The organism is Pantanalinema sp., from assembly GCA_036704125.1.
In the GTDB taxonomy this organism is placed as follows: Bacteria; Cyanobacteriota; Sericytochromatia; order S15B-MN24; family UBA4093; genus JAGIBK01.
Map to the genome: position 1 here is coordinate 1 of DATNQI010000072.1, position 22,191 is coordinate 22,191.

The 22,191-nt window shown below is 65.6% G+C and carries 29 protein-coding genes; 8 read left to right on the top strand and 21 right to left on the bottom strand.

The window, feature by feature from the left end; genetic code table 11:
• Positions 1-11: 11 nt before the first annotated feature.
• From V6D00_11740 to V6D00_11775, 8 genes are all read right to left on the bottom strand, one after another.
• Positions 12-2,186 carry an ATPase, T2SS/T4P/T4SS family gene (locus V6D00_11740; protein HEY9899846.1) on the bottom strand — a complete coding sequence of 725 codons (2,175 nt, stop codon included), beginning with the start codon at positions 2,184-2,186 and terminating at the stop codon, positions 12-14.
• 3 nt (positions 2,187-2,189) lie between these two features.
• Complete coding sequence (locus tag V6D00_11745; GenBank protein ID HEY9899847.1) at positions 2,190-3,176, bottom strand: pilus assembly protein N-terminal domain-containing protein; 987 nt, start codon at positions 3,174-3,176, stop codon at positions 2,190-2,192.
• A 103-nt stretch (positions 3,177-3,279) separates the two neighbouring features.
• Positions 3,280-4,383: a Flp pilus assembly protein CpaB gene (gene cpaB, locus V6D00_11750; GenBank protein HEY9899848.1), complete on the bottom strand. Its 1,104-nt coding sequence runs from the start codon at positions 4,381-4,383 to the stop codon at positions 3,280-3,282.
• Positions 4,364-4,783 (bottom strand): hypothetical protein, encoded by a 420-nt coding sequence (locus tag V6D00_11755; protein ID HEY9899849.1) that lies wholly within the window; start codon positions 4,781-4,783, stop codon positions 4,364-4,366. Before V6D00_11755 ends, cpaB begins: the two co-directional genes overlap by 20 nt.
• Positions 4,780-5,475, bottom strand: coding sequence for a TadE/TadG family type IV pilus assembly protein (locus tag V6D00_11760; GenBank protein HEY9899850.1), 696 nt, complete (start codon positions 5,473-5,475; stop codon positions 4,780-4,782). Before V6D00_11760 ends, V6D00_11755 begins: the two co-directional genes overlap by 4 nt.
• A 10-nt stretch (positions 5,476-5,485) precedes the next feature.
• Complete coding sequence (locus V6D00_11765; protein HEY9899851.1) at positions 5,486-6,376, bottom strand: pilus assembly protein TadG-related protein; 891 nt, start codon at positions 6,374-6,376, stop codon at positions 5,486-5,488.
• Positions 6,376-7,353, bottom strand: coding sequence for a TadE/TadG family type IV pilus assembly protein (locus V6D00_11770; protein ID HEY9899852.1), 978 nt, complete (start codon positions 7,351-7,353; stop codon positions 6,376-6,378). Before V6D00_11770 ends, V6D00_11765 begins: the two co-directional genes overlap by 1 nt.
• Positions 7,354-7,357: 4 nt before the next feature.
• Positions 7,358-7,858 (bottom strand): prepilin peptidase, encoded by a 501-nt coding sequence (locus V6D00_11775; GenBank protein ID HEY9899853.1) that lies wholly within the window; start codon positions 7,856-7,858, stop codon positions 7,358-7,360.
• A 174-nt stretch (positions 7,859-8,032) separates the two neighbouring features.
• Between V6D00_11775 and V6D00_11780 the strand changes: the two genes are divergently transcribed.
• Positions 8,033-8,809, top strand: a complete 777-nt coding sequence (locus V6D00_11780) for a hypothetical protein (protein HEY9899854.1) — start codon at positions 8,033-8,035, stop codon at positions 8,807-8,809.
• Between the two features lie 48 nt (positions 8,810-8,857).
• On the opposite strand, the gene V6D00_11785 is transcribed toward V6D00_11780, so the two are convergent.
• Positions 8,858-9,040, bottom strand: coding sequence for a Flp family type IVb pilin (locus V6D00_11785; GenBank protein ID HEY9899855.1), 183 nt, complete (start codon positions 9,038-9,040; stop codon positions 8,858-8,860).
• Between the two features lie 186 nt (positions 9,041-9,226).
• Between V6D00_11785 and V6D00_11790 the strand changes: the two genes are divergently transcribed.
• Complete coding sequence (locus V6D00_11790; GenBank protein ID HEY9899856.1) at positions 9,227-9,625, top strand: hypothetical protein; 399 nt, start codon at positions 9,227-9,229, stop codon at positions 9,623-9,625.
• Between the two features lie 194 nt (positions 9,626-9,819).
• Here V6D00_11790 and V6D00_11795 read toward each other — a convergent pair whose 3' ends face one another.
• The 5 genes from V6D00_11795 to V6D00_11815 all read right to left on the bottom strand — a co-directional run bounded on the left by V6D00_11795 (position 9,820) and on the right by V6D00_11815 (position 12,494).
• Positions 9,820-10,548, bottom strand: a complete 729-nt coding sequence (locus tag V6D00_11795) for a DNA alkylation repair protein (GenBank protein HEY9899857.1) — start codon at positions 10,546-10,548, stop codon at positions 9,820-9,822.
• 67 nt (positions 10,549-10,615) lie between these two features.
• Positions 10,616-10,798, bottom strand: coding sequence for a Flp family type IVb pilin (locus tag V6D00_11800; GenBank protein HEY9899858.1), 183 nt, complete (start codon positions 10,796-10,798; stop codon positions 10,616-10,618).
• A gap of 119 nt (positions 10,799-10,917) precedes the next feature.
• Positions 10,918-11,535, bottom strand: a complete 618-nt coding sequence (locus V6D00_11805; GenBank protein ID HEY9899859.1) for a hypothetical protein — start codon at positions 11,533-11,535, stop codon at positions 10,918-10,920.
• 82 nt (positions 11,536-11,617) lie between these two features.
• Entirely contained in the window at positions 11,618-11,800 is a 183-nt protein-coding gene (locus V6D00_11810) for a Flp family type IVb pilin (GenBank protein ID HEY9899860.1), read from the bottom strand.
• A 100-nt stretch (positions 11,801-11,900) separates the two neighbouring features.
• A complete protein-coding gene (locus V6D00_11815) occupies positions 11,901-12,494 on the bottom strand; it encodes a hypothetical protein (GenBank protein ID HEY9899861.1) in 594 nt (197 codons plus the stop codon).
• Positions 12,495-12,659: 165 nt separating this feature from the next.
• On the opposite strand from V6D00_11815, the gene V6D00_11820 reads away from it, so the two are divergent.
• Positions 12,660-13,157 carry a hypothetical protein gene (locus V6D00_11820; protein HEY9899862.1) on the top strand — a complete coding sequence of 166 codons (498 nt, stop codon included), beginning with the start codon at positions 12,660-12,662 and terminating at the stop codon, positions 13,155-13,157.
• 55 nt (positions 13,158-13,212) lie between these two features.
• Here V6D00_11820 and V6D00_11825 read toward each other — a convergent pair whose 3' ends face one another.
• Entirely contained in the window at positions 13,213-13,395 is a 183-nt protein-coding gene (locus V6D00_11825) for a Flp family type IVb pilin (GenBank protein ID HEY9899863.1), read from the bottom strand.
• 213 nt (positions 13,396-13,608) lie between these two features.
• Between V6D00_11825 and V6D00_11830 the strand changes: the two genes are divergently transcribed.
• A complete protein-coding gene (locus V6D00_11830) occupies positions 13,609-14,214 on the top strand; it encodes an SRPBCC family protein (GenBank protein HEY9899864.1) in 606 nt (201 codons plus the stop codon).
• Positions 14,215-14,258: 44 nt separating this feature from the next.
• Here the strand turns inward: V6D00_11830 and V6D00_11835 are convergent, their stop codons facing one another.
• The 5 genes from V6D00_11835 to serS form a co-directional block, all read right to left on the bottom strand.
• Positions 14,259-14,432 (bottom strand): hypothetical protein, encoded by a 174-nt coding sequence (locus tag V6D00_11835; GenBank protein ID HEY9899865.1) that lies wholly within the window; start codon positions 14,430-14,432, stop codon positions 14,259-14,261.
• On the bottom strand, positions 14,433-14,948 hold the full coding sequence (locus V6D00_11840; GenBank protein ID HEY9899866.1) for a hypothetical protein: 516 nt from the start codon (positions 14,946-14,948) through the stop codon (positions 14,433-14,435).
• A 28-nt stretch (positions 14,949-14,976) separates the two neighbouring features.
• Positions 14,977-16,059: a type IV pilus twitching motility protein PilT gene (locus V6D00_11845; GenBank protein HEY9899867.1), complete on the bottom strand. Its 1,083-nt coding sequence runs from the start codon at positions 16,057-16,059 to the stop codon at positions 14,977-14,979.
• Positions 16,060-16,077: 18 nt separating this feature from the next.
• Entirely contained in the window at positions 16,078-16,662 is a 585-nt protein-coding gene (locus tag V6D00_11850) for a hypothetical protein (protein HEY9899868.1), read from the bottom strand.
• Positions 16,663-16,738: 76 nt separating this feature from the next.
• Positions 16,739-18,034, bottom strand: a complete 1,296-nt coding sequence (gene serS, locus V6D00_11855; GenBank protein ID HEY9899869.1) for a serine--tRNA ligase — start codon at positions 18,032-18,034, stop codon at positions 16,739-16,741.
• Positions 18,035-18,174: 140 nt separating this feature from the next.
• On the opposite strand from serS, the gene V6D00_11860 reads away from it, so the two are divergent.
• The 4 genes from V6D00_11860 to V6D00_11875 all read left to right on the top strand — a co-directional run bounded on the left by V6D00_11860 (position 18,175) and on the right by V6D00_11875 (position 21,257).
• On the top strand, positions 18,175-18,651 hold the full coding sequence (locus tag V6D00_11860; protein HEY9899870.1) for a DoxX family protein: 477 nt from the start codon (positions 18,175-18,177) through the stop codon (positions 18,649-18,651).
• 33 nt (positions 18,652-18,684) lie between these two features.
• Positions 18,685-19,413: a hypothetical protein gene (locus V6D00_11865; GenBank protein ID HEY9899871.1), complete on the top strand. Its 729-nt coding sequence runs from the start codon at positions 18,685-18,687 to the stop codon at positions 19,411-19,413.
• A 233-nt stretch (positions 19,414-19,646) separates the two neighbouring features.
• A complete protein-coding gene (locus V6D00_11870; GenBank protein HEY9899872.1) occupies positions 19,647-20,948 on the top strand; it encodes a hypothetical protein in 1,302 nt (433 codons plus the stop codon).
• A 12-nt stretch (positions 20,949-20,960) separates the two neighbouring features.
• On the top strand, positions 20,961-21,257 hold the full coding sequence (locus tag V6D00_11875) for a hypothetical protein (GenBank protein HEY9899873.1): 297 nt from the start codon (positions 20,961-20,963) through the stop codon (positions 21,255-21,257).
• On the opposite strand, the gene V6D00_11880 is transcribed toward V6D00_11875, so the two are convergent.
• Positions 21,254-22,191: GNAT family N-acetyltransferase (locus V6D00_11880; protein HEY9899874.1), on the bottom strand; the 938-nt coding region annotated here is incomplete at its 5' end. The genes V6D00_11875 and V6D00_11880 overlap by 4 nt on opposite strands.

The window sequence follows — 22,191 nt, forward strand, 5'->3', positions numbered from 1 at the left end:
AAGCGAGACTCCTACGAGGAAAGCGACATGCCGCCCGCGCCGAACTTCAGGCCCACCCGGGCGAACTGATCGGCGGCGTCGGGCACCAGGCCCGTGTAGCGGAACTGACCGACCACGCGGCCCTGCGCATCGACGGTCTCCTGGTCGTAGGCGAAGAGGTCCTGCATGACGATCGTGTCACTCTCCATCCCTGCGACCTCCGAGATGCGCGTGATCTTGCGCGAGCCGTCCTTGAGGCGCGAGATCTGCACGATGATCTGGATGGCGCTTGCGATCTGCTCGCGGATGGCGCGGCTCGGCAGCTCCACGCCGCCCATCAGGACCATGGTCTCGAGGCGCGACAGGGCGTCGCGGGGGCTGTTGGCGTGGCCGGTGGCGAGGCTGCCGTCGTGGCCGGTGTTCATGGCCTGGAGCATGTCCAGGGCCTCGCCGCCGCGCACCTCACCCACGATGATGCGGTCGGGGCGCATGCGCAGGGAGTTGCGAACCAGGTCGCGGATGGCGATCGCCCCGGTCCCTTCCAGGTTGGGCGGCCGGCTCTCCAGCGAGATGACGTGGTCCTGGTGGAGCTTGAGCTCGGCGGCGTCCTCGATGGTCACGATGCGCTCGTCGCTGGGGATGAAGCCCGAGAGCACGTTCAGGAGCGTGGTCTTACCGGACCCGGTACCGCCCGAGATGAAGACGTTGAGCTTGGCGAGAATGCTGCACTTGAGGAAGTGCGCCATGTCGGCGTTCAAGGAGCCGTACTTGACCAGGTCGTCGATGCCGAGCCGGTAGTTCGGAAACTTTCGGATGGTGATGGTCGAGCCCGTGAGCGCCAGGGGCGGGATGATGACGTTGACGCGTGAGCCGTCCGGCAGGCGCGCGTCGCACATGGGCGAGCTCTCGTCCACGCGCCGGCCGATGGGCGCCACGATGCGGTCGATGACGACCCTGAGCTGCTTCTCGTCGGTGAAGGTGTCCGGGGTGCGGGTCAGCTTGCCGCCGCGCTCGACGTAGATGGTCTGGTGACCGTTGACCATGACCTCGGTGACCGCCGGGTCCGCCAGGAAGCGCTCCAGCGGCCCGAAGCCCACCGCCTCGTCGGCGATCGTGTTGATGAAGGCCACGCGCTCGGCGCGGTTGCGAAGCGGCACGTCCTCGAGCTGGTCGAGGATCTCGGCCGTCACCTCCAGCACCTTCTCGCGGATCTCGCCCTTGCGCTTGGGGTCGGCCAGGTACTCCAGGCTCAGGTTGAAGCGCTTGAGCGCCTCCACCAGCTCCCGGTGGACCTCGCGCCGCAGCTCCACGAGCACCGGGTCGACCACGGGGGCCCGATGGGGCACGAGCGCCGTCACCTCGCCCGCGGTATTCGCCTGGGCTTGCGGCGCGCTCGAAGGCGCGCTGGAGGCCGCCGCCTGCGTGACGCTGCGCTCGGTGACGCGCGAGAGCACCCCCTTGGCGGCGCTCTCGAGATTGGTCGCAGGCAGCGCGAGCGCCCGGGCGCCGAGCTGCAGGATGCCCGCAGAGACGGGGTGGCTGGGCTGCTTGAGCACGATGGGCTCGCCCCGATTGAGCGAGACGACGACCGCGCCGCTCGAGGGCACCTGCGCCATGAGGGGGCGCTCCAGGTGGTCGGCGATGTCCTCGGCGCTCAGCTCGTCCACGCTGCCCGCGCGGTTGAGGACCACGTGGATCTTCTCCATGGGGAAGCGCAGCGCCCGCGCCTGGTCGAGAACGGCCTTGGAGGCGTTGAGGGTGGTGATGTCCGGGGTGACGATCAGGAGCACGACGCTCGCCATGTCGAAGAGGGCGACCATCGCCTCGTGGCCGAGGTTCGGGAAGCTGGTATCGACCACGACGAGTTCGTGGTCGCGCGAAAGCTCGCGGGCGATCGAGGCGACGTCCGCCGCGCGCGGGACGAGGGTCTCGCCGACCGGAGGAGCCGCGAGCAGCGACACGCCCGACTCGTGCTCGGCCAGGGCCTCGTCGAGGGGCTTCGCGCCGCGGATCACGTCCGCCCAGGTGCCGGGCGCCGGGTCCAGGTCCAGGTAGGAGGCCTGCGAGCCGCCACCCATCCAGTCCAGGTCCCAGAGGGCGGTCGCGCGCTTGGTGCGCCGGGCGATCGCGACCGCGAGGTTACCCGCGAGGACCGAGCGCCCGAGCCCACCCTTTGCGCCGAAGACCAGGATCAAACGGGAAGCCATGGACTAGCGCTTCCCGTACTCGTTCTCGGGCATGGACGCCGGGTTGTTCACGATGGTCGGCGTCAGCAGGAAGACCAGCTCGGTGTGGTTCTTGCGGCTCTCGCGGTACTTGAAGGCCTCGCCGAGGAAGGGGATGCTCGAGAGGATGGGCACGCCCGTGACCGTCTCCTCGTCCTCGTCCGACAGAAGGCCCGAGACGACGATGCTCTCGCCGCTCTTGAGCTGCATGAAGGTCTCGGTCCAGCGGGTCGCGACGGCCGGCACCGAGATGTTGGGCAGCTTGATCGCGTTCGCCTGGTCGATGCGCGAGACCTCGGGGCGCACCTTGAGGACCATGGTGTCGGCCCCCTCGACGCGCGGCGTCACGTCCAGCTTGACGCCGAAGGGCTTCCACTCGATCGAGGAGCTGTTGTTGAGGATCAAGGGGATGGGGATCTCGCCGCCCGAGAGGAACTTGGCGCTCTCGCCGCTCATGGTGAGCAGGGTGGGCTGCGCGAGCAGCTTGGCCTTGCGGTTCTGGACCATCATGTTGAGCTGCGCTTCGAGCAGCGAGGAGCGCATGGGCAACCCGACCCGGAAGGGCGAGTTGGGCGGGGCCTCGGTCCACGAGACCGCGTCGCTCCAGTCCACGCCGGTCTTGCCGGACTCGGAGCGGCTGACCTCGAGCACCTTGACCCGCACCGCCACCATCTCGGGGCGGCGGTAGGTCAGGACCTCGATGTTGTAGTTGCGCACCGCCCCCTGGATCATGCGGCCGTCGGCGCCTCTGACGGGCGAGGGCCACACCAGGAAGTTGGTGAAGCCGGGCTTCTTGGCGCTGATCAGCAGGTCCTTGCTCTGGCCTCCGAGCTGCTGGACGCCCAGCACCTCGCCGTCGCCGACCGCCACGCGATCGACCCCTTCGGGAACCGTGTACACGATGGTCTGGCCCATGCGGATCACGATGTCCGGGGCGATCGCCTGAGCCGGCAAGGCCCATGCGAGCAACAAGGCAACCAGGAGCCCAAGGCAGCCAAGCCTCTTCCCCCCGGGGGGCGAGGGGGGGGTGATCTCATTCGCCTTGGCCCAAGCGCGCAACACGGCGGAACTCCTTTTACTGATTTTTCTTCGACTGGATCAGCGTCGTGCCGCTGAAGATCTCGACGCGATCGGGCCTGGGCGCGACGGGGCGAGCCGTGGCGACCGGCCGGGGCCGCGGGGCCGGCTCGCGGACGACGACCGTGCGCGGCACCACCTTCACCGGCGCCGGGCGAGGCGCCTGGGCCACGGGCACCTTGCCCAGCACGTAGCGCACCAGCTCGGCCTCCGAGATCTCGGGCGGCGTGACCGAGGCGTCTCCCTGCTCGCGCAGCGAGAGGCTCAGGTTGCCCTGCTCCTTGAGCGCGGCCAGAAGCGCCACCTTGTTGGAGGGCACCGCGAGGGTCAACAGGTCGCCGTAGGCAGCACTCGCCTCTTCCTCGGTGGCAGCCACCGCGTTCGAGAAGCGGTTGCCGACCGACATCACCCGCACCCGCTGGGCGACCTTGGTCGAGAGGAAGCCGGTCGGCGTCTGGATGGTCGCCGTCAAATCCACGTAGTCGTCGGGCTTGACCAGGGCGATGTCGTTGGCACCATCCGGCACGAAGAGGAAGCCGCGCTCGTTGGCGCGAAGCTTGGGGGCCACGCCGGTCGCGGCCGAAGGGGGCGCGATGCGCTTCTTGTGGAGGATCTCGCCCTTCACGACCGGGGCCAGGGTGATCTTGCCCTCGAGGTCCTTCTCGTCGAGGATGGCACCCTCGGGCAGGAGCTTCTTGGGGAACTTCACGGTCGTGACGACCGACGAGTCGAGCTGCTTGCGGGCGGGCAGGTCCTCGGAGGGGACGTAGACCTCGACCATCGTGTGGCCCTTCGCGAAGCCGTCCTCGAGGTCCGAGAGGTAGGTGACGGCGATCAGGCCCGCGAGGGCCGCGATGCCGAGGGCCGCGAACAGGAGCTTGCGATTGACGTCCAGCCCGTCGAGCAGCGAGGGCCTGGGGGCGGCCTTGGCCTTCGCGCGGGTCTTGGCCTTGGCTCCGACCCGCGCGGCGGTCCCCGAGCGGGACTTGGCCTTGGCCACCAGGTGCTTGGTGACGGCCTTCTTCGCGACGCGCGGCTGCCGGAGGCCGTCTTCGGGCGGCTCCGGTGGTTGCTCGCGCAGCTTATCGCGCAGGTTTGCCATGGTCCAACTCCTGTTGCCTGCGGCTCGGTTCGGCGCCGAGCCAGATCGTCGAGACGGGCTTTGCACCCGGCCTGGAAGCCACGACGACCCTCAGCCGCGAGCCGCCTTTCTCGTAGAGCAGGAGCGCGAGCGGAACCTTGTCGAGATCCCGGTTCAGGAGGTCGTCGTCGATTGCCGCCCGCCAGCCCTTGCGGGGGAGCTCCTTTCGGTAGAAGGCCACGACCGATCGCAGGTCCGCCTCGACGGTCGCGATCGCCTGGTCTCCCCTGGAGAGCTTGGTGGAATGCGGCTTGGCGCCAGGATACAAGGGTATCTTACCCCGCGCCAGCTCCTCTGTCACAAGGGCGAGGGCCGGGAGCTGGACCCCGAGCGTCAGCAGCAAGACAAGCAAGAGTCTCACGGCGAGAGCGGCGCCTCGAGGACCTCCTTGATCCAGGGGTTGAGATCCACCAGGCCGACCTTGGCGCCGACGGGCATCCGCACGGGCAGCTCGCCCGGCATGTAGGCCTCGGCCCGCACGCCCATGCCGTCCCAGATCTTGCCGGACTTGCCCGTGACGAGCCTGGCGCCCTCGTTGGCGCCGGTGCCGACCGACTCGAACCAGCCCGCCTTGGAGGTGATGCGCTGGCCGTACATGACAAAGCCGATGCCGAACTTGCCGGTGGGATCCTTGGCCGTGTAGGCGCGGGCGTAGATCCCGAGGGGGGTCGCCTCCTTCATGACCTTGCGCGGGGCCACGCTCTCGTAGCGCCAGGTGGGGGCGGCGGCATCCACCGCGCGGGACGTGCCCAGCACCTTGCGGGCGTAGGTGGCGCGATCGGCGCCGTTGGCGGCCTCCTTGAGGACGCCGACGCCCATCAGCTTGTCGTTGATGCCGCCCGCGGTGGCGTTGATCGAGGCCTCGCGCGCCGCGAAGCGGCTCGCGATGAGCACGTTCTGGCGCTCGTAAATCCCGAACCCGATGAAGGCGACCGCCAGCAGCATGAAGACGAGCAGGGGCAAGAGCAGCCCCGCCTCGACCATCGCCTGCCCCCGCTGGAGTCCCCCCCGCCCCCCGGTGGGGCGGGGTCGGGGGTGGGGGGATCCAATCAAGTTCCTTGTCCTAGTGCTCAGAGACAATGCCGCCTCCCGCGTTCGGTCCGCCGAAGCTGCCGTTGTGCTTCTGTCCCGTCCGCACCAGGCGCGGCGAGTACCACCTGAGCCCGAAGGCCCCGATCTTGAGCGCCTGCCCCTTGGCCGCAGGATCCTTCTCGATCTCCTCGCTGGAGACGTAGCCCGCCGAGGCCCAGGCGGGCACGTCCACCGCGCTCTCGCCGGTCTTGACGCCGAAGAGCGACCAGTTGGAGCCCTGGTACTTGGGCACGACCTCGACGAAGCTCTTGCCGCCGCCCTTCTGCTTGCCCAGGCCCTCGTTGGGGTAGTTGACCGCCCCGATGAACTGCTGCTGGGTCGTGTTCTCGCGCAGGGCCTGCTGGTCGTCGAAGGCCCGGACGTTCTGGGCGTCGATCGCAGCCCCGGTGCTCAGGTGATCGTTCATTCCCTGGATGTTGGCGACGTAGGCCATGCGGGCCGCGTCAGCCACGATCTCGGGGCCGGCCTGGTCGACCCAGGTGTTGTATTCCACCAAGCGATCCCGGAGCTTCTCGACCCGCTTGACGTAGCCGCTGGCGCGTGCGAGGCGCCGCTGGAACTCCGCCTCGTTGTTGAGGTTGCCCAGGGCGTGCAGCAACTCGACCCGCGCGCGGAGGCCCTGCTCGGTCATGGCAAGGTAGGCGAGCTCGCGGGTGTGGTGGACGCTGACCTTGACCGAGACGGCGGCGAGCGCCGCCGCGTCCGCCCCGTTCTGGGCCTGGATCTTGGCGGTGGTGAGGCGTCCCAGATCGAAGAGCGCGAACAGCACCGTCACGAGCACCGCCAGGACCAGGGCGACGTAGATGAGGGCCTGGCCATCCTCTTCACGGGCGAGGCGCCGGATCGAGAGCGCGCGGCGCATCACTCGCCCCTCTTGGTGACACCGAAGACCTGGGAGTCGATGACATCCAGCCCCACGATGGTTCTATCCGCCGCATCCGCAATCCGCCTGACGCCGTACAGGAAGCCCTCGAGGCCAGCTTTCATGAGCGGGTCCTGGATGGCGATCGTCGCCTTCTGGAGCGAGCCAAGCGCCAAGGGAGCGTTCCTGAGGCTCTCCACAAGCTGCGTGGATTGCTTGGTGAAGGCAGTGGGAAGGGTCTCGTTGTCCGACGAGGCGTAGACCGCGGCCTTCGAGCGGCCGGGCATGTAGATGTCGCCGCCCGGGTTGGGCCCCACCGCCTGCAAGGGGCTGAAGGTGAACACCCCCACCATGCCTACCGCCTGATCCCCGAGCCCCACCTTGTCGAACGCGCCCCGGATGGCATCGGTGACGGGTCTCGTCGCGTTGCTGATGCCGTTTATCGGCCCCAGATCCGCCTGGTACTCGACCATCTGGTTGCTGTCGGCCTGGGCGGCGGACCTTGCCCCCTTGCCCCGCACGTACTCGCGGTTGATGGCGATCGTCCCGCCCATCTGGCCGACCTTGGGCGGCGTGCCGGCGCCCAGCATGCGCGAGAAGGCCGCGAGGCCCTCGTTCCACTCCTTGTTGTCCTTGACGGCGGTCAGCCTGATGAGCCGCTCGGTCTCCTCGGTCTTGATCGTGACCTGCCCGTCGCTGCCCTCGGCGATCGCCTTGATCCAGGGCTGCTCGGACTCCTCGCCGTAGGCGCTCAGCACCTCCTTGGCGGGCGCGTCGAAGGCGACGCCGTCGCGGCCGCCGACCGTGGCCGCGCGAGCCGCCAGAAAGCTCGCCCCCGTCAGGGTGATCTGGCGCTGGAGGAAGATGCCGAGCTGGATGGTGCCGAAGGTGAGCACGAGCAGGATCGGCAGCACGATCGCGAACTCGACCAGGCTCTGGCCGGATTCGTCCCTGAGCGCGCGCCCCCGTAGCCTCATGCCTCTACCTCCCGAAGAAAGTGGGCAGGTGCGGGTAGAACAGGGCGATCAGGGTGCCCGCCGCGATCGCGACCCCGTAAGGGAAGGGCGGCAGCGCGCTCGTGCCGAGCATGGCGTCGGGCTTCGCTCCCGGGGTGAAGAGGCTCAGCATGAAGAAGTAGATGTTGCGCAGGACCTTCATCAGCGCCCCGTAGCGCAGGGCGAAGAGCAGCGAGATGACCCCGCCCGCCAGCGCCACGTCCACCAGGGCGACCAGGATCAGGGGATAACCGATCCATGCGCCGATGGCGACCATCAGCTTGAGGTCACCGGCCCCCATCTTGGCGAAGAGGTAGAGGAAGAGGAAGACGGCCAGGGCGATTCCGGCCCCCGCGAGGCTCGAAAGCAGCCCCGGCACCCCGCCCATGACGAGGCTCAGGACGAGGCCCGCGAAGAAGGCGGGAAAGGTCAGCCAGTTGTAGATCCGGTGCCAGCGCCAGTCGGTATAGACGGCCACCAGTAACACCGGGATCAAGCCCCAGATCCACACGAACGCGATCGCCCCTTATCTACGAACGAAAAATCGTCGCAATTCTTCTCACTTGCTTGAGTTACCATACCCGCCCCCCCCGCTGGTATCACCCGCCTTCGAGCACCTATACTGGGAATGGCAAGCATTCGAACCCAAAGGAGAACCACGGTGGAACGCGCATACGGTCGGACCATGAGCCTGCTGCTCTCAGCTGCGTCGCTCGCGCTGGCGACGCCAGGAGCCTGGGCCGCGGATGCGGGGCAAGGCCTTCTCGTCCTGGACAAGGAGATCGGCGACGTCACCGGCGACGGGATGCCCGACACCGTGCTCCTGAAGGGCAAGAAGGCGGGCGAGGCCTATCGCACGGACCTGACCGTCTTCGTCGAGGACGGCGCCCATCGCACCATGTACCGCGCGAGCGTCGGCAAGATGAACGCCGGCTACGATCCCGAGCTCGACCTGGAGGACCTGGACGGTCGCACCGGCCAGGAGATTCTCGTCTCCTTCAACCCCTCGGGCACCAGCGCCGTCGAGATCTTCAGCCTCTTCACCTTCGACCGCAAGCTAAAGCCCCTGGTCCTCCAGGAGGCCCTGAACCGGCCGGCAGACGTCAAGGTGACCTTCAAGCCGAACTTCCAGGTGGTCGTCGAGGCCAAGGGGCTCAAGAAGGTCTTCGACCGGTCCACGGAGAAGCAGGAGTACATCTCGACGGGCGTCTACTGGCCGGACGGCACGCTCAAGCGCCGGATGGAGATGGGGCACGGTGCCGACGGCATCTCGAAGCTCGAGGTGGCGGGCCGCGACCGGATCAAGACCACCCAGTCCATCTCGGGCGCCTCTCGCGCCGACAAGATCGCCTTCCTCGAAGCGGAATGGCGCATCGAGAACGGCCAGCGCAAGTTCCTGAAGGCGAAGATCCTGCCGCGCGAAGCCGTCACCAAGTAAGAAAAGGGCCCTCGCATCGTTGCGAGGGCCCTGAGTTTTTGTTGATGCTTACTTGATGTTCTTGGACATGGCATCGACGCTCTTGCCGAGCTTCTCGATCATGCCGTTGATCTTCTCACCGAGAACCTTGTAGGTGCCGGCGCAAACCAGGGCGACAACGGCGACGATCAGACCGTACTCGACCATCGACTGGCCTTCTTCTTCGCGGATGAGCTTGGCGATCAGTTCCATTGTGCATTCCTCCTCTGGCTCGCGGGGCGGTAAACTCTTCACACCCTTCTTATCGCCCTGCGATCTCCCGACTCGGTAAGATCCAACTCAAGCTTCGGTTAAGCCGAAGATAAACCATCGGAAGAATGGCGCTTGGCGTTATTCCTGCCGCCTTCTATGCTGGATCCGGAGCGAGGAGGGCCGGCCATGGCCAAGACGAGCACGTCGAAGGTATCGGCGACGTTCCTGGACGAGCTGATCCGGGATTACCTGTCGCTGAGCGAGCAGGTGCAGCGGCTGGAGACCCGGCGAGAGCACATCGAGCAGCAGTTGCGGGTCGCGCTCGAGGTCAGCCCCGACAAGGCGGCGACCACCCCCTCGGGGAGCGCCGTGCTGGTGGAGTCGGACCTGGTGCGTTACGACCTCGCCACCCTGCAAAAGGCCCTCCCCCCGGAAACGCTCGCGCGCGTGAGCCACGTCCAGATCGACAAGGACCTCGTGGAAGCCGCGGTCTCGGTCGGCCTCATTCCTGCCCAAGTCGCCGATCGGGCGCGCCGCCTGATCAAGCGCAAGCCTCAGCTGCGCGTGCGACAACCGTCTGGCTAAGCACCTATTGCCTGAATCGAACGTCTGCCTGCGTCCTCCCCGCCCCCTGGTGGGGCGGGGTCGGGGGTGGGGGGATACAATCAAGTTCCTCATGCCTTCGTGAGGGACTAGGAACGTTTAGATCCCCCCACCCCTAGCCCCGCCCCACCCGGGGGCGGGGTATCAAGCGAACGACTAGTTTCACACCGACCTGCTTAGCCACGCGGACGGACAAACCGCGCACGCTGCGCCTCGGGCAATTGCCTGCTCGCCTCGCGCAGCGTGAGGCCCGAGGCACGCGCATGGTGCGCGTCGAGGAACTGACAGGTCAAATCCGGGCGCTTCTTCGAGACCTCGCGAAGCACCCAGCCGATCGCCTTGCGGATGAAGAACTCCTTCTCGTCGAGCATCTTCTCGGCAAAGCGGGAGAAGGTCTCGAAGTCGCCTTGTCCTGCGCGCAAGGGTTCCAGCAGGGCGAGCATGGCTGCCCTGCGCATCCAGAAGTTGGTATCCTCCGACCACGCCTCGAGGATGGCCTCGCGGCGCGGATGGCGATCGACGAGCGGCCCTGCGACCTTCACGGCGAGCCAGTCCACATGCGCCCAGGTGACGGATTCGCGCAGCATGGCCTCCACCTGGGCGAAGGCCCCGTCGTCGAGGCGAGGAACGTACAGCTCCACGATGGCGATCGCAAGCGATCGCAGCTCGTGAACACCCGGCGCCCACAGCATGCGCGCCGCATCTCGCACCTCGTCCTGCGCCAAGCGAGGGAAGGTCCGCCGAAAGTCCTTGGCCGCCAGTCGGATGCGGGGGACCGTGATCCCGATGAACACGAGATCGCTCTTGAGGTAGGCCTTCTCGTGGGTCGCGCGGTCGATCGACGCCTCTTCCCGGAAGATGCGCTCGATAGCCATGATCCAGGCCTGAGGCGTGCGCGTGGACACCGTGGTATCACCCCCCAATTCAAAAGGCCCTTCGCCGTCGCGAAGGGCCTCGAAGTTGCAGTCTTGCTTACTTGATGTTCTTGGACATGGCATCGACGCTCTTGCCGAGCTTCTCGATCATGCCGTTGATCTTCTCACCGAGGACCTTGTAAGTGCCGGCGCAAACCAGGGCGACAACGGCGACGATCAGACCGTACTCGACCATCGACTGGCCTTCTTCTTCACGAATGAGCTTGGCGATCAGTTCCATTGTGCATTCCTCCTCTGGCCTGCGGGGCTTTAAACTCTTCACACCCTTCTTATCGCCCTCCGATCTCCCAATTCGGTAAGATCCAACTCAAGCTTCGATTAAGTCAAAGATAAGACAATTCAAGGGAAAAAGGCATCCGTGACGTAGCGAATCTTGCCGTCGATCGTCAGGAACCAGAAGCCCGTGGAATTGCGCTCTCGATACTTATCGGACCAGAGCTTGCAGCCGAACGGGTTCGAGGCGTAGGAATGATCGATTTTGCGGTCGTAGAGATAATCGTGGAGATAACCGATCCTGTAAAAACCCAGACGATCGGAATGGGTCTTGATGAAGGTTACGTCTTCATCGATGAGAAGGGTGAGAAGCTTATCCCCCTTCTTGTAGGCATCCCGCATATACATCCCGCCGGGCCACGGCTCTTTTCGATCTCGGCGTGCCTCTTCCTCCGCTCTGTCCCCGTTGAAGTACTGCGCCAGGTGGACCATGGCGACGTACTGTTTGCCCCTCTTCTTCATCTGGTGGATGTAACCGTATTTTGCCTTGGCGGCGAGCATGAGGTCCGTCGTGAGGTAAACGCTGACAGGCGCGTCATGAATTCGCTCAAGACGCAACTCTTCCGGCGTGGACTGATGAGGATCGTCAAAAATGGCGGAAGAGGTGGCCGCATCCGTCGCCCAGCACGGGGCGGAGAAGCTCATGCAAATGACTCCCGACCAGATGGCGACGCGCTGCATCATGACCTGCTTCCCCTTCTTGGGAGACTCGACGATCGAAAAAAGCCCTCGCACTGCTGCGAGGGCTTTCGTGTTTGTTTTCGGCTTACTTGATGTTCTTGGACATGGCATCGACGCTCTTGCTGAGCTTCTCGATCATGCCGTTGATCTTCTCACCGAGGACTTTGTAGGTGCCGGCGCAAACCAGGGCGACAACGGCGACGATCAGACCATACTCGACCATCGACTGGCCTTCTTCTTCACGGATGAGCTTGGCGATCAGTTCCATTGTGCATTCCTCCTCTGGTTCACTCGGGCGGCAAAACGCTTCACACCCTTCTTATCGCCCCGCCCGATCCGAACTCGGTAAGATCCAACTCAAACTTCGATTAAGTCGAAGATAAGCATCCTTGACCGCCCAGCCCGAGCTTCTGCCACAGGATCTCGAAAGAGAGGGCGCCCGCGAGGTCGCCGGTCTTCACGCGCATGGTGAACTCGCCCATCCATTCGGAATCGAAAAGGTGGCTGTATTGCGCGACCGCCTTCTCGGGATCTCGGCGGTAGGCGGCTTGGAACTCCACGGCCTCCTCCCCCGCCTTGAGCAACCTCGAAAAGGAACCGATCTTCTTGAAGCGCTCCGCCATGGCCTGGTCATTGGCGAAGAGGGCCTCGATCTTCGCCTTGTCCGGATGCGTGCCCGCAACGACGATCATGCCCTGGGAGTCGATCTGCAGATCGATCGGGTGAGCCGTATCGACGCCTGCTTTCGAAAGCGCCGCGGCAAACTGTCGCTGGAAGACGGCCTGTTCCTCGCGCAGTTCGCGCCGGATGGCGTCACCCGTGATGACGCCGTTGGTCGCGTACTTGAACAGCGAGCCAAGAGGACCGTTCTTGAGGGCTTCCGAAATCCCACCGCCGCCGACCTCGCGCCTCGCCTGGGCGAAAGCCTCCTCGAAGCTCGCCTCGGTGGATGAGGCCGGCACCTTTCGAGAGGATGACGGCGAAGGCGAATGGGCTGTGACGCCAGCAATGTTCATGAAGCACCTCACGATCGAAAGGGCATATAACCTTCATGTCGCCAGGAACCATGCGAATCTTGAATGCCGAACGCTCGAGAGAAGGGATCTTCAATGAGGAGTCCAGTTGCTTTGCTGCTGGTGGGCGTCTTGCCCCTTCTGGTCGCTTGGAAGGCGCCGGAGAACTCGTGTGACTTCGTCGCCAAACCCCATCACCCCGACCCGCATAAGCTGATGCAGGAATACTTGCGGCGAGATTTCAGGGGTGATTTCACCTCGGCCAACGCCTGGTTCGATTCTGCCATCATGTGCCCCGGTCACGTACCGGGGTGGGATGCCGCCACCATCGTGGCCAGCTACAGCATCCGGGACTCCCGAATTGACCGTGACACGGCGCACCTCACGGTCGATTACCTGCAACTCGGGACGACCTGGTCGGACGGCGGCGTCAAGATCGATCCGGGAAAACGAACGATCCGCTTCAAGCTGGAAAAGACACCCTTCGGCTGGCGTCTAGAGAACCACTTCAACAACTGGCACATCAGCCTGCCAAGCGCGCTCGGCACCTCCAAGATAAAGCCGAATGATCGCAAGCGACTCGAAGCGACGGCCGCCCGCCTACAATACTGAGTCCCATGCAAAAGGGCCCTCGCGTCGATGCGAGGGCCCTTGGTCTTGTCGAAGCTTACTTGATGTTCTTGGACATGGCATCGACGCTCTTGCTGAGCTTCTCGATCATGCCGTTGATCTTCTCACCGAGGACCTTGTAGGTGCCGGCGCAAACCAGGGCGACAACGGCGACGATCAGACCGTACTCGACCATCGACTGGCCTTCTTCTTCGCGGATGAGCTTGGCGATCAGTTCCATTGTGCATTCCTCCTCTGGCTTACGGGGCGGTAAACTCTTCACACCCTTCTTATCGCCCTGCGATCTCCCGACTCGGTAAGAATCCGGCAAATTTTTGGTTAAGGCGGGAATAAGTTAGAATGAGGTCACATAAAACTTCACTTGCTAAAACATATACCAAGGTATAAAAAGTATTTCATACTGCCCTTCGTCTCGCCTGAAGAAAGGCTCTCGATGACCACCCAGATCCTCGCCGCCTCCCTCGCGACCGCGATCGCCGGTGCGTTGCTGGTGGCGCAACCCGCCCGCGCCGAAGAGGATCCCTTCGGGACCATCAGCGACAAAGAGCAGGCGCAGATCGATCGAGGCGACATCATCATCCAGGTCGAGAAGACGAGCAACGCGCTCAAGCACTTCCGGGCCGTCGGACAGGTCAAGGCGCCCGCCGCCAGGGTCTTCGCGGCCTTCACCGATTACGATCGCTACCCCGAGATCTTCAAGCTCAAGGAAACCCAGATCCTGAGCCGCAAGGGCAACGTCCTGAACGTGCGCGCGGTCCTGGGGCTGCCCTGGCCCATCGGGGACCGGTGGGTCACCAACGCCACCGCCCTCTCGCCCGAGACCCTTTCCTTCTCCTATCACCGGATCGAAGGCACCATCCTCGAGTACGACGGCACCATCGAGGTGGTCCCGAAGGGGCCCAAGCTCTGCCAGGTGTACTACGCGGCAAAGGGCGATCCCGGCATCCCGCTCATGCCGGCATGGCTGCTCAACCGATTTCAGGAGAGCCTGCTGCCCGACTCGATCCGCCGGGTGCGAGAGCACCTCAACGCCAATTGAAACGAAGCGCCCGCCGGATCCGGCGGGCGCTTCCTTCTTTGGTTCTAGTGAGCCCGCATCAGGCCCTTGGCGTGATGGCCGTAAGCGAGGCCGAAGGCACCGCCCAGTAGCCTGATCGAGACGATCATGCCGACCGCGAGGGCGCCCGCGACCAGCGCGTACTCGATCATGCTCTGACCACGCTCGTCGCGCAGCAGGCGCCCGACAAGGCCTCGCATCTACAAGCCTGAGAAGACAATCGGGACGTAAGCGTTAAGCGTCGTCCCGAACTTGGCGTCATCCTCACCAATCATAAGGACGTTTGCATAGACGGCCCCAGGCTTGTTGGTCTTGGCGTAATCGAGGACCTTTTGGCTGATGATCGGGAGCACCGCCTTGCCCGTCCCCTGTGTGAAGGTGCGCTCCTTGGTGGGATCGCTCGTGTAAGGTGTCAACGACGCTGGCGATACCCGCAGGCTCAGGAATAAGCCCTTGGCATCCAACTCGGGGATGGCCTTATTCGCCGAGTCGAAGTACGTAACCTCAGCCTTGACGTAGGTTGCCCCGATGGATCCCTGCTCCCCGATCGCCGTGATGGTCGGGTTGGTGAACGTGGGCGAGCCGCTGGTATCGAACACGACCCCGACCGTGCCGGGCTCGACGCCCTGCACCTTGATCTGGGCGGGCACGTTGGTGTACCAACCGCAGCCCGCGAGCCCCAGCACCAGCGCAACCGCTCCAAATTGCTTCAACATGGCGTCCTCTGACCAGGCCTGATCACATCTAGCGCGCCGAGCCGCTGCCGTGGAAGGCACCGCGCATCATCCGCTGCAGTTCGTTGGGGTTCTCCGAGTAGGAAAGGGCGTCGTCCAGGCTGATCACGTCGTCCTGGTAGAGGTTGAAGAGCGCCATGTTCATGCTCTGCATGCCGTCCATGCCGCCCTGGTTGATGATGTGGTTGAGCTGATCGAGCTCGTTCTTGTAGATGATGTCCTGCACGGTGGGCGTCGAGACGAGCACCTCGACCGCCGCGCGGCGGCCCCGGCCGTTGCTGCGCGGGATGAGACGCTGCGAGACGGCGCCCCGCAGGATGCCGCCGAGCTGGTGGCGGATGCCGTCCTGCTCGTGGGGGGGGAAGGTGCTGATGACGCGCGAGACCGTGCCCACCGTGTCGGTGGTGTGCATGGTGCTCATGACCAGGTGGCCCGTCTCGGCCGCCTTGACGGCCGCGAGGATCGTCTCCTGGTCGCGCATCTCACCGATCAGGATCACGTCCGGGTCCTGGCGCAGGGCGTACTTGATGGCGTTGGGGTAGGTCAGGGTGTCCGCGCCCAGCTCGCGCTGGGTGATGACCGACTTCTTGTTCTGGTAGACGAACTCGACCGGGTCCTCGATGGTCAGGATGTGGACGTCCTTGGTCGTGTTAATGAACTCGACCATGGCCGCCAGCGTCGTGGACTTGCCCGAGCCGGTGGGGCCGGTGACGAGCACCAGGCCCTGGCGCTCCAGGGCGAGCTTCTTGATGACCGGCGGCAGGTCCATGCCGTCGACCACCGGCGGCTTGAGCGGGATGACGCGGAAGGCCGCCCCGATGTTGCCCTGCTCGAAGTAGACGTTCACGCGGAAGCGCGCCAGCCCGTCGATGGTCAAGCTGATGTCGATCTCGCGGTTCTGCTCGAACTGCTGGCGCTGCTCGGTGTTCATCAGGCTGTAAAGGGCCTGGCGGGTGTCGGCGGGGGTGAGGGTCTTGTACTCGGTGGGCACGATGCGGCCGTCGATGCGCAGCACCGGACTGGACCCCACCTTGATGTGGATGTCCGAGGCGGTCTTCTGGACCGCGGTCCGCAAAAAGTCGATGATGTTCATGGCGACGGCGGCTCCTGGTTACGACTGGGCGCCGACGGCGGCGGGCGGGATCTGGGCGAGGGGGAAGCCGACGCACTTGCTGAGGATCCGCTGGATGTCGAACAGGTTGCGGATCGCGTCGGGGTGCGTGGTCTCGCTCTGCCAGGTCTCGACGACCTGGCCCTTGTCGTCCATGAAGTTGACGGCCATGGTGAGGTTGGTCGGAAGGAACTTGCCGGCCTGCACGTTCTTGATCTCGTCCATGGCGGGGGGATCGTACTTGAGGTTGACCTCGCCGATGGTGTGGATCTTCTTCTTGCGGAAGGTGTGCGACTTGGGGAAGAGGTTGATCAGGATGAAGTAGGCCGAGGTGACGAGCACGACCTCGCAGGCGTAGAAGCTGCCGGCCGACTCGCCGGGGCCGCCAACCGTCGCGTCGAACTGGTAATAGCAGCCGAGGATCCGGTCCGCGGGGTTCACGGTGTCGAAGAGGATCTGCAAGAGCACCTGACCGACGCCAGGGACGGTCCCCGCCTTCTTCATCAGCTCCTGGAGGCGCGGATGATTGAAGGCGCTGTGAGGGGGGGCCGAACCGGGTTGCGACGAGACGGTTTCGGTGCTCAAGGGGAGAACCTCCGTGAGAAAAGCAGGACGGACGCTCGTATTGTACCCGAGCGTCCGTCCCCATAATCCGCGAAGGCTAGACCTTGGCCGTCTCGCCGCTCCCGGCCGGCACGAGGCGCTCGATCCCGCCCATGTAGGGGCGAAGGGCCTCGGGGATGACGACCGAGCCGTCGGCCTGCTGGTAGTTCTCGAGGATGGCGGCCACGGTGCGGCCGACCGCGACCCCCGACCCGTTGAGGGTGTGGGGGAACTGGACCTGCTTGTCCCGGCGGAAGCGCAGGCCGCCGCGGCGGGCCTGGAAGTCGCCGCAGTTCGAGCAGCTCGAGATCTCGCGGTACTTGTCCTGGGCGGGCATCCAGACCTCGAGGTCGTAGGTCTTGACCGCGTTGGCGCCCATGTCGCCGGCGCAGAGCAGGATCTTGCGGTAGGGCAGGCCCAGGCGCTGCAGGACGGCCTCGGCGTTGGCCGTCATCTTCTCGTGCTCGTCCATGGAGGTCTCGGGGGCGACCACCTTGACCAGCTCGACCTTGTCGAACTGGTGGACGCGGATCAGGCCCTTGGTGTCGCGGCCCGCGGCCCCCGCCTCCGAGCGGAAGCAGGGGGTGCCCGCGGTCATGTGCAGGGGCAGCGCGGCCTCGTCGAGGATCTCGTCGCGGTACAGGTTGGTCAGGGGGATCTCGGCGGTCGGGATCAAGTAGAGCTTGGTGTCCTCGAGCTTGAAGAGCTGGTCGGCGAACTTGGGCAGGTTGCCGTTCGCGAGCATCGTCTCCTCGTTGGCGACGTAGGGCGGCTGGATCTCGGTGTAGCCGTGCTCGAGGGTGTGCAGGTCGAGCATGAAGTTGATGAGCGCCCGCTCCAGGCGCGCTCCGTGGCCCTTCATCAGGGTGAAGCGGGTACCGGCGAGCTTGACCGCGCGCTCGAAGTCGATGACCCCCAGGGCCTCGCCCAGCTCCCAGTGAGGCTTGACCCCGAAGTCGAAGGCGCGGGGAGTGCCCCAGCGCGTGATCTCGACGTTGTCGTCCTCGCTCAGGCCATCGGGCACCGAGGAGTCGGGCAGGTTGGGGATCTGGTACATGAGGGCCTGGCGCTCGGCCTCCACCTCGTTCTGGCGGGCCTCGAGCTCCTTGATGCGCTCCCCGTTGGCCTTGACCGAGGCGATGATCTCGGAGGCGTCCTCTTTGGCCTTCTTGAGGGCGGCGACCTGCTCGCTGGCCTGGTTGCGGATGGATCGCAGCTCGTCCAGCTTGGCCTGGTTCTCGCGGAACTCGGTGTCGAGGCGCACCAGGGCGTCAAAATCGAATTCGAAGCCGCGGCGCGCAAGGCCACGCTTGACCAGGTCGGGTTCCTGCCGGATGAGCTTGATGTCTAGCACGGGGAGGCTCCTTACGTTATCGCTGCCGAATGATCCAGTATAACGCGAGGCAAAGCGGCAAGCCAAGCCAGGTTGTTGCGCTCGCATTGACACCCCTTGCCTGGAAGGCTACAACGGAGCCCGGTAAAGGAGAAAACCCCATGTTCTTGAAGCGCTGGGCCGGCGGCTCGTTCGGCGATATCGGCTGGCTGATCGTCCGGGTGACGTTCGGGCTCCTGCTGATGACTCACGGCTACGCCAAGCTGTTCGGCGCCACGCCCGATGGCGGGCGGATGATCGAGGGCTTCGCCAAGGGAGCGGTCGAGCCGCTGGGCTTCCCGGTCCCCCTCTTCTTCGCCTACATGGCGGCGCTCGCCGAGTTCGCGGGCGGGCTCTTCGTCGCCCTCGGGCTGTTCACCCCCGTCGCCGCCCTGTTCGCGGCGTTCACCATGGCGATCGCCGTGTGGCACCACATGGGCCAGGGAGATCCGCTCAAGGTCTTCGAGCTGGGCCTCATCTACCTTGCGATCTCGCTCGGGGCGATGCTCATCGGCGGCGGGCGCTACTCGCTCGATCGCATCCTGCGCACCCCGTTCCGTCCCGCGGATCGCACCGACTCCGCATCCCGATCGTCCTAGTATCGCTCACCCCCCTGCACCAGGAGACCTCGCATGTTCGACGCCACCTTTAGGACCCTCGCCGTCGCGGCCCTGACCCTCGGGGTCGCCGCCTGCGGCCAGCAGAACGTCAAGCACGACCACGACGCCGCGACCGCCGTCCAGGAGGCCGCGCCGCTGCCGAGCCTGAAGATCACGGCCCCCAAGGAGGGCGAGGTGCTCGCAGGCTCGGACGTGTCGGTCACCTTCGACCTCTCGAACTACGAGGTGGCCCCCGCCGCCCAGCACGTCCACCTCATCCTGGACAACGAGCCCTACCTGCCCGTCTACGACGCCTCGAAGCCCTTCGTGCTCAAGAACCTCGCCCCCGGCAGCCATACCCTGCGCGCCTTCCCCAGCCGCGCCTGGCACGAGAGCATCAAGAACCCCGAGGCCTTCGCCTTCGTCAACTTCGCAGTCAAGAAGGCAGACAATTCCCGCAAGATCGACCCCGCCGCGCCGCTGTTGACCTACAGCCGCCCCAAGGGCACCTACGAGGGCCAGGCCGCCGAGAGCATCCTGATGGACTTCTGGGTGCGCAACGCGGAACTCTCGCCCACGGGCTACAAGGTCCGCTACACCCTCGACGGCAAGAGCACCGTCCTGAGCGAGTGGCTGCCCGTCTACTTCGACGACCTCGCGAGCGGCACGCACACGATCAAGCTGGAGCTGCTGGATCCCGCCGGCAAGGTGGTTCCCGGCGCCTACAACACCACCACCCGCCAGTTCACGGTCAAGCGCTGAATACCGGCCAGCCCTGATTAAAACTGCGATAAAACTCGCGGCGCGGACGCAAGAAGTGATGCGATTTCCGGGAAAACAACCCTAAGTAAGCGTTTTCTCAGAAGGGCCCCGTCATGCTAGGACCGACTCGCAGCCAATCCACCCCGAACCCGAGGCCTCTCAAGGCCTCGGGTTCGGATGCTTCTCAGCCCGTCCCCGAGACGCCCGGCCAGGGCAACCCGCGGGGCCCGTCCATGCAATGCGACGCACTTGCCCTATCAGCAAGCGCCAAGACCGCCACCGGCTGCGCCCACGACGGAGGATGCCTCTGCTCGGCGCTCCAGGCGACGAACACGGCCCAGGGCAACATCCGCACGACAACGACCGTCACCATCCTTGAGCCCATGAAGCCCACCCCGCCCGCTCCGCACCTGGCGACGGTGCAGGAGGCGCTCTCGAGCAACAAGCCCACCGCCTTCACCAACTCGCTCGGTCAGACGGAGCAGGTCCAGATCGACCGCGACGGCCAGAAAGGCGATGAGGACGTCTACGAGGTCCGGGTCGGCGACGATCGCTTCAAGCTCCAGATGCCGAAGGGCGAGGACCCCGCCGTCAACCTGGCGCTTGCGATCAACTTCTTCTCGATGAACCTGCCCGAGATCCGCGACGAGCTGGATCTGCTGCGGATCTCGCCCGACAAGAACCCGACGGACGCGGAGTTCGCCAAGACGTACAACATCCCTAACTTCAGCTCGGCGGCCACCGCCGGCGGCGGGGTCATCACCTTCTGGCACGAGGGCAAGTACCTGGACAAGGCCACCTTCGACCACGAGATGGCCCACCTGATGAGCCCGAAGGCCTCTAGCAAGCGCGTCATGATGCCCGACGGGTACGAAGCCGCGATCGCCAAGGACGAGAAGACGCCGACCTCCTACTCCAAGGCCGCCCCGATCGAGGACTTCGCGGACTCGTGGTCGCTCTACCAGACGGCCCGGCAGACCTCGCCCGAGGCCCTCGCCAGGTTCCACGCCGACTACCCCAACCGCGCCGCGATGATGGACCAGTTCTGGAGCCGCTTCGCCCCGGGCGCGGACAAGGCCCCGGCGAACCCGGCGGTGCTCAACGGCACCCCGCCGGTGGACCTCAAGACGCTCGAGGTCAAGCGCGAGTACCGCAAGATCCGCGAGGAGCGGACCGTCACCGAATCGGACAGCCCCCTGCCGCCCAAGGAACCCGCCAAGACCGAGGCGGAGGCGAAGCCCCCCGAACCGGAGGCGAAGCTGCCCGAGCCGAAGGCGAAGGCACCAGAACCGAAGGCGAAGCCCCCCGAGCCGAAGGCGAAGGCGCCGGGGCCGCAGACGAAGGCACTCGAACCGAAGGCGCCCGAGACGAAGGACAAGCCGCCGCTGGTCCAGGATCCGCTCGACGTGGACACGTTGTTCGCCAACCAGCCCACGCCGGACGATTTACGGCGTAAGATGGAGACGATCGCTCCGGACGCCTTCGTCGCGCGCGCGTCGCAGGCGCGCCCCGCAAGCGAGCCCCTCACCACCTAGCATGGAAGCACCATGAACCACACCATCGAATACGTCGACGGCAACACGGGGGCCGTCGTGGCCCGCAAGAACGCCATGAGCGTTCCGGTCGAGTCCCGCGCGATCTACCTGCGCGGCGACAAGCCGATCGACACCCCCGACGACGCCGAGAAGACCGTGCCCATCGTGCGCGTCGTCAAGCTCGCGGTCAACGCGGCGGGTGAGCCCGTCGAGATGGAGCGGGCGAGCCAGGTCCTCGTGCGCGAGTACGACGCCGAAGGTCAGATGCTGCGGGAGACCGTCATGGTGCGCCGCATGGGCGGCAGCTAGAGGTCGCGCTTCGTCTCGAAGTAGGCGGTGATCCTCGGCTGGAGCGGCATGACCAGGCGCTCCAGCATCTTGCGCATCTCGAGGTTCTCTTCGAGCACCTGCAAGACCCCGTGAGAGGCCCCCGAGTTCAGGGCGCCGCGGGCGGTCGCCGCGGCCAGGGCAACGCCGAGCCCCCTGTTGCGAAAAGGCGGCCGGATGAAGAGGGCACGGTAGTAGAGCGTCCCCGGGATCTCCCGATCCACCAGGGACCACCCGACGAGCACATCGGCCTCGAACAAGGCGTAGCTGCAGGGCCCCGCGATGGGCTGCGCCTTGCGGCTGGGCTCGAAGTACTCCGGGTTGTCCGTCTCATGCGCCAGGGCGCGCTCCGCCTCGGCCCAGACGGCCTGCGGCACCTCGGCCCAGGGAACCAAGCGGTAGCGGGAAGGCGTACGCCAGCGCGCAAGCCAGTGCGCATCATGCAGGGGCTGGAGCGCGAACCGATAGTACCGGCTGATGAGGGACGGCGCCCCCCAGCCCGCGTTCGCCAGGAGGCGGCGCAGAGGCATCGTGTCGCCGACCTCGTGGAAGCGCGTCACCAGCCGCCGGATGCCCTGCTCGCGGCACGTCGCCTCGAGGGCCGCGAGCAAGGCCGTCCCGACCCCGGCCCGGCGATGACGCTCCTTCACGAAGACCGAGCAAAGGGTGGCCTCCTCGCCGCCCTCCTCGACTCCCGCGACGACGAGCCCCACGGGCTCGTCGTCGTGCCGCGCCCCCACAGCGATCAAGCTTTGTGCGCGCGGATGACGCTCATCCACCAGCCACGGGCGGAACTGGCGATAGGTGAAGGCGCTGTACGGCTGGGCAGTGGCAGGGGCGAGGGGAGCGATCGCAAGCAAGGGAAACGACCTCATGAACGCCGGGCGACCGAGACGTCGACGTCTCGGTCGCCCGG